The 12608-nt window shown below is 66.0% G+C and carries 8 protein-coding genes; 4 read left to right on the top strand and 4 right to left on the bottom strand.

Translation table 11 applies throughout. From position 1 onward, the window contains the following. The first annotated feature begins 39 nt into the window (after positions 1-39). Both lpdA and AVT10_RS17285 read left to right on the top strand, forming a co-directional pair. Entirely contained in the window at positions 40-1452 is a 1413-nt protein-coding gene (lpdA, locus tag AVT10_RS17290; RefSeq protein ID WP_066694398.1) for a dihydrolipoyl dehydrogenase, read from the top strand. Positions 1453-1516: 64 nt separating this feature from the next. Continuing rightward, a complete protein-coding gene (locus tag AVT10_RS17285) occupies positions 1517-2908 on the top strand; it encodes a porin (protein WP_066694395.1) in 1392 nt (463 codons plus the stop codon). A gap of 188 nt (positions 2909-3096) precedes the next feature. Here AVT10_RS17285 and AVT10_RS18425 read toward each other — a convergent pair whose 3' ends face one another. The 3 genes from AVT10_RS18425 to AVT10_RS17270 all read right to left on the bottom strand — a co-directional run bounded on the left by AVT10_RS18425 (position 3097) and on the right by AVT10_RS17270 (position 8309). Next, positions 3097-4368 carry a hypothetical protein gene (locus AVT10_RS18425; RefSeq protein WP_126014358.1) on the bottom strand — a complete coding sequence of 424 codons (1272 nt, stop codon included), beginning with the start codon at positions 4366-4368 and terminating at the stop codon, positions 3097-3099. A gap of 102 nt (positions 4369-4470) precedes the next feature. Beyond that, positions 4471-7923 (bottom strand): transcription-repair coupling factor, encoded by a 3453-nt coding sequence (gene mfd, locus AVT10_RS17275; RefSeq protein ID WP_066694389.1) that lies wholly within the window; start codon positions 7921-7923, stop codon positions 4471-4473. A 119-nt stretch (positions 7924-8042) separates the two neighbouring features. After that, on the bottom strand, positions 8043-8309 hold the full coding sequence (locus tag AVT10_RS17270) for an FAD assembly factor SdhE (protein ID WP_066694386.1): 267 nt from the start codon (positions 8307-8309) through the stop codon (positions 8043-8045). A gap of 70 nt (positions 8310-8379) precedes the next feature. Between AVT10_RS17270 and recG the strand changes: the two genes are divergently transcribed. Then, positions 8380-10440: an ATP-dependent DNA helicase RecG gene (gene recG, locus AVT10_RS17265; RefSeq protein ID WP_066694383.1), complete on the top strand. Its 2061-nt coding sequence runs from the start codon at positions 8380-8382 to the stop codon at positions 10438-10440. Positions 10441-10701: 261 nt separating this feature from the next. Further along, positions 10702-11142 carry a DMT family transporter gene (locus tag AVT10_RS17260; RefSeq protein ID WP_066694376.1) on the top strand — a complete coding sequence of 147 codons (441 nt, stop codon included), beginning with the start codon at positions 10702-10704 and terminating at the stop codon, positions 11140-11142. A 170-nt stretch (positions 11143-11312) separates the two neighbouring features. Here the strand turns inward: AVT10_RS17260 and tyrS are convergent, their stop codons facing one another. After that, entirely contained in the window at positions 11313-12536 is a 1224-nt protein-coding gene (gene tyrS, locus AVT10_RS17255) for a tyrosine--tRNA ligase (RefSeq protein ID WP_066694374.1), read from the bottom strand. Positions 12537-12608 lie beyond the last annotated feature (72 nt).

Here is a 12608-nt window from a genome sequence, read left to right as displayed (position 1 = left end):
GCTGCTCGACCGGGCAGCATCGAGCGAAAAGGTAAAGTGATGGCTGAATCTTACGACCTCATCGTGCTCGGTTCCGGCCCCGGCGGCTATGTCGCGGCGATCCGGGCGAGCCAGCTGGGCCTAAAGGTCGCGATCGTCGAGCGCGAGCGGCTGGGCGGCATCTGCCTCAACTGGGGCTGCATCCCGACCAAGGCGCTGCTGCGTTCGGCCGAAATCTATCACTACATGATGCATGCCGCACAGTACGGCCTGTCGGCGGAGAAGCCGTCGTTCGACCTTGCGAAGGTCGTCGATCGCAGCCGCAAGGTGGCGGGCCAGCTGAACGCGGGCGTCAAGGGGCTGATGAAGAAGAACAAGGTCGCAGTGCACGAGGGCGTCGGCACGATCACGGCCAAGGGCAAGCTGAGCGTCAAGCAGGGCGACAAGACGACCGAGCTGGAAGCCAGGCACATCATCATCGCGACGGGCGCCCGCGCCCGCGACCTGCCGTTCGCCAAGGCCGATGGCGCCAAGATCTGGACGTACCGCCACGCGATGGTGCCGCCGGAAATGCCGACCAAGCTGCTGGTCATCGGATCGGGCGCGATCGGCGTCGAGTTCGCCAGCTTCTACAACGACATGGGCGCCGACGTGACGATCGTCGAGATGCTCGACCGGATCATGCCGGTCGAGGATGCCGAAGTCAGCGAGTTCATGCACAAGGCGCTGACCAAGCAGGGCATGACGATCAAGACCAAGTCGGGTCTGGAAAAGCTAGAAGCGACTCCGGCGGGCGTCAAGGCCGCGATCAAGGGGCCGGACGGCAAGGTCGAACAGGTCGAGTTCAGCCATGCGATCGTCGCGATCGGCATCGTGCCCAATACCGAGAATATCGGCATGGAAGCGCTGAAGATTGAAGCCGAGCGCGGCCACATCAAGACCGACGGCTATGGCAAGACCAATGTCGAGGGCATCTGGGCAATCGGCGACGTGACCGGCGCGCCGTGGCTGGCGCACAAGGCGAGCCATGAGGGCGTGATCGCCGCCGAGGCCATCGCCAAGGCGCTGGGCAACAAGGACGTCCATCCGCACGCGATGGACAAGAACAACATTCCGGGCTGCACCTATGCGCGTCCGCAGGTCGCCAGCGTCGGCTTCACCGAGGCGAAGGCCAAGGAAGCGGGCTACAGCGTCAAGGTCGGCAAGTTCCCGTTCATCGGCAACGGCAAGGCGATCGCGCTGGGCGAGGCCGAAGGCTTCGTAAAGACGGTGTTCGACGCCAAGACCGGTGAGCTGCTGGGCGCGCACATGGTCGGCGCGGAAGTGACCGAGATGATCCAGGGCTATGTCGTCGCCCGCCAGCTGGAGACGACCGAGCAGGAGCTGACCGAAACGGTGTTCGCGCACCCGACCATCTCCGAATCGATGCATGAGTCGGTGCTGGCGGCGTACGGTCGCGCGCTGCACATCTGACGGACGTCACCGAACCGTCATAGTTCTTGACCCGCGCCGTGCCCGAGCGGCATGGCGCGGGTCCATGAAGCAGCTCTTTCCGGCGATCCTCGCCACGTCGTTTCTGGTTGCACCGCCGGCCGCCGGGCAAACCGTGCAGGAATTGCAGCGGCAGATCGACGAGCTGAAAGCGGTCATTGCCGAGATGAAGGCGGCGCAGGCCGCAAATGCTGCCGCGACCACGCCGAGTGCGCCCGCGGCGCCCGTGCCGCAAGTCGCCGTCGCGCCGAAGCCCGCCCCGCCATCGACCCAGCTCGCCGCCGCATCGCCGCCGGCCAAGCGCGAGAAGTGGTATGATCGTATCAGGCTGCGCGGCTATACCCAGTTGCGGCTGAACGAGATCATCTCGGGCGATCGTACCGCGCCCGCTGGCATCGCCCGGCTGCGGTCGGTGCATGACAGCGGGATCGGCGACGACACCGGCTTCACCTTTCGACGGATCCGGCTGATCCTGCAGGGTGATCTGGGTGAGCGGGTGTCCTTCTACCTCCAGCCCGATTTCGCTACGGCGGTGACCAGCCAGTCGGTCGGCGAGCGGCGCGAGGGGTTCCTGCAACTGCGCGACGCCTATTTCGATGCGTTCCTCGATCCCGACAAACGGTTCCGGCTGCGCTTCGGCCAGTCGAAGGTGCCGTTCGGGTGGGAGAATATGCAGTCGTCGTCGAACCGTATCCCGCTCGACCGCAGCGACGCGATCAATAGCGGGGTGCCCAGCGAGCGCGATATCGGGGTCGTCGCCTATTACACCCCGACCCATGTCGACGACATCTGGGAACGACTGACCGAAGACGGGCAGAAGCTGTTCGGCAATTACGGCGCGTTCGGCGTCGGCGTCTATAACGGGCAGGGGATCAACCGCGAGGAAGCGAACGACGCGGTGATGGCGGTGGCGCTGGCGACATGGCCGTTCGAGATCGGCGGCGGGCGCGTGTTGGAGGTCGGGGGCAGCGCCTATACCAACCGCGTCCAGCCCGAGGTGCGGACCGGCGGGGTCGGTGCCGAACCCTTCACCGACGAGCGCATCGGGCTGCACGCGATCCTGTATCCGGCGCCGCTGGGGTTCCAGGCGGAATGGAATTGGGGGCGGGGGCCGGAATATGACCGGACGCTGCGCGCGATCACGACCAAGCCGCTGCATGGCGGCTATGTGCAGGCGATGGCGCGGGTGAAGGCGTCGCCGGTCGGGCCGTTCATGCCCTATGCCCGGTGGCAGACCTATCGCGGCGGATGGAAGGCGGCGGTCAACGCGCCGCGGCTGGAGACCGACGAGATCGAGCTGGGCATCGAGTTCCAGCCGGTGCCCGCGCTGGAATGGACCATCGCTTATGCCCGAATGGACCGCGCCGAGGCGGACGAGCGGCGGATGGGACGCGCCGAGGGCGATGTGTTCCGGACGCAGTTGCAGTTGAATTATTAGGGTTTTTTTCCGCCGGCGGCGTCCAAAGTTCACTAAGTTCACACTCGTGCGGATTTTGCGCGCTGCGCGCATCACCGTTGAGTGGGAAGGTCAAAGAGCGTGGGTGACAACGACCCGGGCGCAGAATGGCAGTGGCGGATGTTGTAGGAAAGCGATGTCGTGCGCTGGCCCGATCCCGGGCGGGACCGCTAAGACCGCCGGTAGAACCGAAACTTACCCGCTACCCTGATCCATATCACGTCGCCGTTGTCGGTAAAGCCAGCCTGACCGCCTGAAGCACTCATCGGGAACATCTGCACCGTCGCGCCATTTCTGAGATCGATCAAAGCTGCCTGCACGACAAGGCTGCGCCTATTCGGCCATGAGATCAGGGCGTAACGCCCATTCGGGCTGATTTCGAGAATGTCGGCTTTCCAGAAATTCGTCACACTTTGGGTGATCGACCAGGCGGACTTACCGGTCGAAAGGGATATCGACTCGACCACGATACCGGCTCTCGGTTTCGGCGGTTCGGGCCTCGGGGCATGGGGATCCATTGGCCCGTCGAATATCTGGACTCCGTCCGGCTGGAGTTCGATCAAGCGGAGAAGTTGCTTGCCGGAGGGAAGAAGGGAAACCCGCTCATCCGTGCGGTTTCGAACGGGCAGTTCCACTGCGGGCAGACCTTGTGTCCAGTGGACCCGCGTTGCGCCGGCTCTTGTTCGAATCGTGACAACCGCGTGAACCCGGCCCGATGCGATCACTGCCGTCACCGCCGCGAGCGAAAATCGCGGATCGCTTCCCGCCGGTCGTCCCTTGAGCGAATGGAGGGACGCCAATGACAGTCGATCAAGGATACTGCCCGTCGCCGTGTCGACCATTGCCAATTCAGGCGCGGGGTCCGGATGGGTCGGTTGATAGGTACCGCCGTGCGTCCCGAACTGAACGATAGCGATTGACGTGCCGGGGACCCACTGCACGGCGTCGAGCGGACCGGATGGAGAGAAAAAATCGGGGACCGGAAGGCGCGATCCGTCAAGTGACAGGCGTATGACCTTTCCACCCGAGGTGGGAAATCCGCTCGCAGCCTTTTCACGGGTCGTAGCCCAGAGCGACGTCGAATCCGGCGTCCACGCAATGGGCGCGGCAACGGTCGTTACCCGGAAATTGAGGCTTTGGGTCGACGCAGGGATAAAGCGATTTTGGCCGGAGCGAAGATCAACAATGGTGACACCAGCATGATCTGCCCATGCTGCATGGGTGCCGTCCGGCGATACGGAGGGCGGGGCGCTGTCATACACTTTCCCCGGATCGAAACAGCGGGCGGATAGCAACCTGTAGGGTCCCGCATCCGGCCGTTCGTCCTCGGTAGCCGGTGCGCGATAAGGCGAGCAGTTCGTCGTGGGTGCGACCGGTCGCCCGGCGTTAACGCCGGCCGCGGCAACGATCAAAAGGGGAAGCAGGAAGCCGTTCTGGCGCATGATGACTCCTGTCCGGTAGGATGCAGGCCCATTTGACTTCGGTCCAGCTTACGATCGGGTAAACCCGATCGTCGCAATCCATCTACTTCGTGGGAAGTCCCATTACCCCGCCGCCTTCGCCAGCCCGCGCGAGATCTGCAGCGCGGCGTTCAGGCGGGCCTGCGGGTCGCCGAAGCTGCGGCTGATCACCAGTTTCATGTCGGGACGCAGCTTGGCAGTGCCGTTGAGCTTGTCGACATAGGCGAGCAGCCCTTCGACGCTGGGGACCTCGTGGAAGCTGACGATCGCGCCCTTGGCGCCGACGTCGATCTTGGCGATGCAGGCTTTCTTGGCGTTCAGCTTCGCCTCGATCAGTTGCAGCAGGTTGCTGGTGGCGACCGGCAGCTTGCCGAAGCGGTCGATCAGTTCGGTGGCGAAGGCGTCGATGCCGGCGCGATCCTCGACATCGTTCAGGCGGCGATAGAGGCCCATGCGCAGGTCGAGGTCGGGGACATAATCCTCCGGAATCAGGATCGGCGCGTCGACGGTGATTGTGGGGGAGAAGTCCTTGGGCTTGTCGTCGCGAAGACCCCCGGCCTTGGCGTCGAGGATCGCTTCCTCGAGCATCGACTGGTAGAGTTCGAAGCCGACTTCCTTGATATGGCCCGATTGTTCGTCGCCCAGCATGTTGCCCGCGCCACGCTGGTCGAGGTCGTGGCTGGCAAGCTGGAAACCGGCGCCCAGCGATTCGAGGTCGGAGAGGACCTTGAGGCGCTTTTCCGCCGCTTCGCTGACCAGCCGTTCGGGGGGCGTGGTCATATAGGCATAGGCGCGGGTCTTCGAACGGCCGACGCGGCCGCGCAGCTGGTAGAGTTGTGCCAGGCCGAACTTGTCGGCGCGGTTGATGATGAGCGTGTTGGCCGAGGGAATGTCGAGGCCGCTCTCGACGATGGTGGTCGATACGAGCAAATCGTAGCGCTTGTCGTAGAAGGCCGACATGCGTTCCTCGACCTCGGTCGGCGCCATCTGGCCATGGGCGACGACGTAGCGGATTTCGGGAACTTCCTCCGACAGGAACTTCTCGATCTCGGGCAGGTCGGCGATGCGCGGGGTGACGAAATAGGCCTGTCCGCCGCGATAATGTTCGCGTAGCAGCGCCTCGCGCAGGACCACCGGGTCCCATGGCATGATGTAGGTGCGCACCGCGAGGCGATCGACCGGCGGGGTCTGGATCACCGATAGCTCGCGCAGGCCCGACATCGCCATTTGCAGCGTGCGCGGGATCGGGGTGGCGGTCAGCGTCAGGACGTGGACGTCGGCCTTCATCGCCTTCAGCCGTTCCTTGTGCGTCACGCCGAAACGCTGTTCCTCGTCGACGATGACCAGCCCCAAGCGTTTGAAATCGACCTGTTTCGACAGCACGGCATGGGTGCCGACGACGACGTCGATCGTGCCGTCGGCAAGGCCGTCGCGGACCTTCTTCGCCTCGGTCGCGGTGACGAGGCGGCTGAGGCGGCCGACTTCGATCGGGAATCCTTCGAAGCGGGCCTTGAAATTGTTGTAATGCTGGCGGGCGAGAAGGGTCGTCGGGCAGACGATCGCGACCTGCATCCCAGCCATGGCGGCGACGAACGCGGCGCGGAGCGCGACCTCGGTCTTGCCGAAGCCCACGTCGCCAACGACGAGGCGGTCCATCGGGCGGCCTGCGCCCAAGTCTTCGAGCACGTCGGCGATGGCGCGTTCCTGATCGTCGGTTTCCTGATACGGGAAACGGTCGACAAAGGCGGGGTAGCCGCCGCTATCGGGTTCGGCGACCTCGGCCGGGCGCATCGCGCGTTTCGCGGCAGTGGCGATCAGGTCGCCCGCGATTTCGCGGATGCGGTCCTTCATCCGCGCCTTGCGCCGTTGCCATGCCTCGCCGCCCAAACGGTCGAGCGAGGCGCCTTCCTCGCCCGCGCCGTAGCGGCTGAGGACTTCGAGATTTTCGACCGGCACGTACAGCTTGTCGCCGCCGGCATATTCGAGCTGGACGCAGTCGTGGGGGGCCTTCGCCACCGGGACCTGGGTCAGCCCGACATAGCGGCCGATACCGTGATCGGCATGAACGACGAGGTCGCCGGGGGAGAGGGTGGCGAGTTCCTGCAGAAAGGCGTCGGTGTTCTTGCGCCGCTTGGCACGGCGGACGAGACGATCGCCGAGCATGTCCTGTTCGGTGAGGACCGCCACGTCGGCGCTGGTGAAGCCGTGGTCGAGGGGGAGGACGACGAAGGAGACGGTCGACTTGGCACCGCCCAGCGCCCGTTGCCATGTCTCGACGGTCGAGACGCCGGTCAGGTCGTGATCGGCGAGCAGGCCCATCAGCCGTTCGCGTGCACCCTCCGAATAGCTGGCGAGGATCGGCTTGCGGCCCTGTTTGCGCAAGGACGCGATGTGGTCGACGACGGCTTCGTAGATATTCGCCTGTTGCGTGCGTTCCGGCGTGAAGTCGCGGGGGCCGTCGACTTCGAAATCGACCGAGGTGGCGCTGTCGGGGGCGTGGAAGGGCGTGACCTGATGCGCGGCGGTGTCCGACAGGCGGTCGGCCCATTCGTCGGCCGACAGGTAGAGTGCGGCGGGGAGAAGCGGGCGGTAGCTGCCCGGGTCGTTGGTCTGCGCGCGGACACGGTTGGTGTGATAGTCGGCGATCGATTCGAAGCGCTGTTCGGCGGCGGCGGGAACGCCGGCGTCGCGGACGATGACCGCTTCGGGCGAGAGGTGGTCGAAGAAGGTTTCGAGGCGTTCTTCGAAAAAGGGCAGCCAGTGCTCCATGCCCGACAGGCGGCGGCCGTCGCTGATCGCCTGATAGATCGGATCGCCGGTCGCGGTCGCGCCGAACTTTTCGCGGTAGCGGGTGCGGAAGCGCTTGATTGAATCCTCATCGAGCAGGGCTTCGGAGGCGGGGAGCAGGGTGAAGCCGTCGACGCGGCCGGTGGTGCGCTGGTCTTCGGGCGAGAAGGTGCGGACGGTTTCGATCTCGTCGCCGAAGAAATCGAGGCGCAGGCCGGAGTCGGAGCCGGACGGCCACAGATCGACGAGGCCGCCGCGGACGGCGAACTCACCGGCGTCGTGGACGGTATCGACGCGGTTATAGCCGTTCGCCTGCAGCAGCGCGGAGAGGCGGGGGAGCGAGATGCGCTCGCCCGGCGCGAGGCGGGCGACGAGCTGGCGGATGCGGAACGGGGTCAGCGTCCGCTGGGTCGCGGCGTTGACGGTGGTGACGATCAGGCGCGGGCCTTTGGCCTTCGACTGGAGCGAGTGGAGCGCGGAGAGGCGCTCGGCCATCGAGCGCAGCGTCGGGCTGGCGCGGTCGTAGGGGAGGCAGTCCCAGGCCGGGAACTGGAGCACCGACAGGTCGGGGGCGAAGAAGGGTGCGGTGGTCGCAATGGCGCGCATCGCCGCTTCGTCGGGGGCGATGTAGACGAGGTCCCCCTTTGCGCCGCGGGCGAGGTCGGCGAGGAGGACCGGGAGGAAGCCTGTGGGCACGCCCGCGAGGGTCAGCGAGCGGGGGGCGGACAGGATTTTGGAGAGGTCGGGCATTTGTTACCTTTGGCCCTCTCCCCTTCAGGGGAGAGGGTTGGGAGAGGGGAATGCGGGCGCTTCGTTACTGCCCCTCTCCCCGACCCTCTCCCCTGAAGGGGAGAGGGAGATTGTTCAGTTCAGCGGCTGACCGGCACGAAATCCATCTTCCGCATGGCATGCAGCACCGGATGGTCGAACTGCGCCGGAGCCGGCTGGACGCCCATCGCCCACGCCATGATGTCGACATCCTGTTCCTCGAGGAACGTTTCGAACCAGTCCATGTCGGTATCGCTCCACGTCGCCGAATGCGCGTCGAAATAGCCGCCGATCATCAGGTCGGCTTCGCGGGTGCCGCGATGCCAGCTACGGAATTTCAGGCGCTTCAGCCGGGTTTCGCGGTCCATGACGTTCCAATGCAATTGCGCCGCCGGACGCTGGCAGCGACCGTCGGTTGGGATATAGGACCAAGTAGTCATGCGTCCCGAACTCCTCAACCCGCTGTTTGCCGAAGTCACCTCGCTGAAAGGGGTCGGCCCGGCGCTGGCCAAGCCGCTGGAGCGGTTGAAGTTGTCGCGGGTGGCCGATGTGGCGTTCCACCTGCCGACCGGCTGGGTCGACCGGTTGAAGCGGAACGAGCTGATGGAACAGGATGCGGGGCGGGTGATCGCGATCCCGCTGACCGCCGTCGATTACCGGGTGAGCGCGGGGCGCGGGCCGACGCGGGTGCGTGCCGCCGACAAACACGGCAATATCGTCAACCTGACCTATTTCGGCGGATCGTCGGGCTGGGTGAAGAAGCTGTTCCCGCTGGGCGAGACGCGGCTGGTGTCCGGCAAGCTGGAGACGTACGGGCAGGAGTTGCAGATAGTCCATCCCGACCATGTGCTGCCTGAGGCGGAGGCGGACAGCCTGCCCGAGCGGGAAGCGATCTATCCGCTGTCCGAAGGGCTGACATCGCGCCGGGTCGGGCAATTGGCGGCGCAGGCGATCGAGCGCGCGCCCGACCTGCCCGAATGGATCGAGCCTAGTTTGCTCAGCAAACATCAGTGGCCGGCGTGGAAGGAAGCGTTGGCGCGCATCCATGCCGATCCGGCGGATGCGAAGGCGCGGGAGCGGCTGGCCTATGACGAGGTGTTCGCCAATCAGTTGGCGCTGCTGTTGGTGCGGGGCGAGGCGCGGGCGCGTAAGGGGCGGGCGCTGACCGGGGACGGGCGGCTGCGCGCGAAACTCGACCTGCCATACAAGCCGACCGGCGCGCAGTCGCGGACGATCGGCGAGATCGAGGGCGACATGGCGCAGACCCAGCCGATGCTGCGGCTGCTGCAAGGCGATGTCGGGTCGGGCAAGACGCTGGTCGCGTTGATGGCGCTGCTGATCGCGGTCGAGGGCGGGGCGCAGGGGGCGTTGCTGGCGCCGACCGAAATCCTGGCGCGGCAGCATTATGCGACGTTGCAGCGGCAGTTGGCGGGGACCGGCGTCACCGTCGCCGCGCTGACCGGACGCGACAAGGGGCGCGTGCGCGAGGGCGTGTTGATGGGGTTGGCCGACGGGTCGATCGACATTCTGGTCGGCACGCACGCGATCTTTCAGGAGGCGGTAGCCTATCGCGACCTGGGGCTGGTGGTAGTCGACGAACAGCATCGCTTCGGCGTCGCGCAGCGGATGATGTTGCAGGCGAAGGCGGCGCGGCCACCGCATCTGCTGGTGATGACCGCGACGCCGATCCCGCGGACGCTGACGCTCGCCCAATATGGCGAGATGGACGTCAGCCGGCTGGACGAGATGCCGCCGGGGCGCGAGCCGATCGAGACGGTCGTGATGTCCGAGGACAAGCTGGACGCGGTGGTCGATGGGCTGGCGCGGCATTTGTCGGCGGGCAAGCAGGCGTACTGGGTATGCCCGCTGGTCGAGGAGAGCGAGAAGTCCGACCTGGCGGCTGCCGAGGCGCGGGCGGAGGCGCTGCGGCAACGCTTCGGCGACAAGGTCGCGCTGGTCCATGGGCGGATGAAGCCGCTGGAGAAGGACGCGGTGATGGCCGAGTTCGCCGCGGCGCGCGCGGGCGTGCTGGTGGCCACGACGGTGATCGAGGTCGGGGTCGACGTGCCCAATGCGACGCTGATCGTGATCGAGGCGGCGGACCGCTTCGGGCTTGCCCAGTTGCACCAGTTGCGCGGGCGGGTGGGCCGGGGCGGGGGCAAGTCGGTGTGCCTGTTGCTGCGGGGGAACAGCCTGTCGGAAACGTCGCGGGCGCGGCTGGCGCTGATGCGCGAGAGCAACGACGGGTTCCGGATTGCCGAGGAGGATCTGCGGCTGCGCGGGGGTGGCGAGTTGCTCGGCACGCGGCAATCGGGGGAGGCGGTGTTCCGGCTGGCGACGCCGGAGATGCTGGGCGAGTTGCTGCCGGTGGCGAATGCCGATGCGCGGTTGCTGGTGGATCGGGATGGCGGGTTGGAAGGGCCGAGGGGGCAGGCGGCGCGGGTGGCGCTGTATCTGTTCGAGCGGGATGCGGGGGTTGGGCGGTTGCGGTCGGGGTGATCGGCCATAGGCCGTATCCCCGCGCAGGCGGGGATCCAGAGCCGCGGTCGTTGCGCCTTGTTACCCTGGACCCCCGCCTTCGCGAGGGTACCGGAAGGACAGCGTGGCTTGCCACTAAGCCACCGTCATTCCGGCGGAGGCCGGAATCCATTGTGTCGGGCGTTCTCGATGGAGCCGCTACGTCTCCGCATCCGTGGATTCCGGCTTTCGCCGGAATGACGATAGTTGCTCGTGCGGGATCAAGCGGATAGCTCCCGCGCCATGAACGCCCTTGCTCCGCTCCTCGTCGCCCTGCTGGGTGGTATCGGCCTTGCCGTGCAGCCGCCGACCAATGCCGCGCTGGGGCGGAGTATCGGGTCGGTGTTGCTCGCGGCGCTGGTGTCGTTTGCGGTGGGGACGCTGATCCTGATCGGGGTGTGGTTGATCGCCGATCGGACGCCGCTGGCGAACCTGCGCGAGGCGCGGTCGTGGATGTTTCTGGGCGGGGCGTATGGGGCGTTCTTCGTGTTGGCGGCGGCCTTTGCCGCGCCGCGGCTGGGGCTGGCGTCGATGCTGACGATCATGATCGCGACGCAGCTGGTCGCGGCGCTGGTGATCGATCGGTTCGGGTTGATCGGGTTGCCCAAGGCGCCGATCAGTGGGGTGCGGCTAATTGGGGTGGCGTTGGTGTTGGTTGGGGCGGTGTTGGTTCGGCGGGGGTAGGGTGCGCTCGCCTCAATCCTTATCTCCACCCGTTCGCTTCGAGCGTAGGTTCGAGCTTGTCGGGAACCGTAGTCGAGAAGGGGTTGCCCAAATGACCGGGTTCTCGACGGGCGCTTCTCGACAGGCTCGAAGCTGCTCGAACCGAACGGGGTGGGCGGGGCTAAGCTGCCTTACCCCGCCGGCGTCAGCAGCCCGTGATGCTTCTTGCCCGCCGATACCCGCACCGGCGCTTCCACCGCGATCAGCTGCGCTTCGTCGACGACCTTTTCGCCATCGACCCGTGCGCCACCGCCCTTGATCAGGCGGCGCGCTTCACCCTTCGACGCGGCGAGGCCCAGCGCGACCAGCGCGTCGACCACGGTGATCCCGCCCGCCACCGCGAAGGTCGGCAGCGTGTCGCCTGCCGATCCCTCCTCGAAGGTCCGGCGTGCCGTCTCGGCCGCACCGGCGGCGGCGTCGGCGCCGCGGCACATGGCGGTGGCTTCGTTGGCGAGGATCTTCTTGGCCTCGTTGATCTCGGCGCCCTGCAACGCTTCGAGCCGGGCGATTTCATCGAGTGGCAGGTCTGTGAACAGGCGGAGGAAACGGCCGACGTCGCGGTCGTCGGTGTTGCGCCAGAATTGCCAGTAATCGAAATGGGGCAGCTGATCCTCGTGCAGCCACACCGCGCCCGACATTGTCTTGCCCATCTTGCCACCGTCCGCCGTGGTGATGAGCGGGGTGGTGACGCCATAGACGTCGGTCCCGTCCATGCGGCGCGACAGTTCGATGCCGTTGACGATATTGCCCCACTGGTCGCTGCCGCCCATCTGCATGCGGCATCCATGGCGGCTGGACAATTCGCGGAAGTCGTAGGCCTGCAGGATCATGTAGTTGAATTCGAGGAAGGACAGCGACTGTTCGCGGTCGAGGCGCAGCTTTACCGAATCGAACGACAGCATCCGGTTGACGCTGAAATGCTGCCCGACCTCGCGCAGGAACGGGATGTATTCCAGCTTGTCGAGCCAGTCGGCATTGTCGACCATCACCGCGTCCGAAGGTCCGTCGCCGAAGGTCAGGAAGCGTTCGAAGATGCGCTTGATCGACGCGACGTTGCTGGCGATGCCGTCCTCGGCCAGCAGCTTGCGCGCTTCGTCCTTGAAGCTCGGATCGCCGATCTTGCCGGTGCCGCCGCCCATCAGCACGATCGGCTTGTGGCCGGTCTGCTGCATCCGGCGCAGCAGCATGATCTGCACCAGGCTGCCGACGTGCAGCGACGGGGCGGTCGGATCGAAGCCGATATAGCCGGGCACGACCTGCTCGCTCGCCAGCGCGTCGAGGCCGGCGGCGTCGGTCAGCTGATGGATATAGCCCCGTTCGGACAGGGTGTTGAGCAGGTCGGACGAATAGGTCATGCGCGTTCCCTTAGCGTCGCGGGCGCACCCAAGTCCACGTATCTCGACTTCGGCACGGTTCAGGCGATATTG

Origin of the sequence: Sphingomonas hankookensis (genome assembly GCF_001619955.1) — a bacterium.
Classification (GTDB): Bacteria; Pseudomonadota; Alphaproteobacteria; order Sphingomonadales; family Sphingomonadaceae; genus Sphingomonas; species Sphingomonas hankookensis_A.
The sequence above is the reverse complement of the archived record's forward strand: the minus strand, read 5'-3'. Positions and strand labels throughout refer to the sequence as shown.

Excerpts from the sequence above, each read along its gene's own strand:
- lpdA (WP_066694398.1), top strand. The coding sequence starts at position 40 with ATGGCTGAATCTTACGACCTCATCGTGCTCGGTTCCGGCCCCGGCGGC.
- AVT10_RS17285 (WP_066694395.1), top strand. The coding sequence starts at position 1,517 with ATGAAGCAGCTCTTTCCGGCGATCCTCGCCACGTCGTTTCTGGTTGCA.
- AVT10_RS18425 (WP_126014358.1), bottom strand. The coding sequence starts at position 4,368 with ATGCGCCAGAACGGCTTCCTGCTTCCCCTTTTGATCGTTGCCGCGGCC.
- mfd (WP_066694389.1), bottom strand. The coding sequence starts at position 7,923 with ATGCCCGACCTCTCCAAAATCCTGTCCGCCCCCCGCTCGCTGACCCTC.
- AVT10_RS17270 (WP_066694386.1), bottom strand. The coding sequence starts at position 8,309 with ATGGACCGCGAAACCCGGCTGAAGCGCCTGAAATTCCGTAGCTGGCAT.
- recG (WP_066694383.1), top strand. The coding sequence starts at position 8,380 with ATGCGTCCCGAACTCCTCAACCCGCTGTTTGCCGAAGTCACCTCGCTG.
- AVT10_RS17260 (WP_066694376.1), top strand. The coding sequence starts at position 10,702 with ATGAACGCCCTTGCTCCGCTCCTCGTCGCCCTGCTGGGTGGTATCGGC.
- tyrS (WP_066694374.1), bottom strand. The coding sequence starts at position 12,536 with ATGACCTATTCGTCCGACCTGCTCAACACCCTGTCCGAACGGGGCTAT.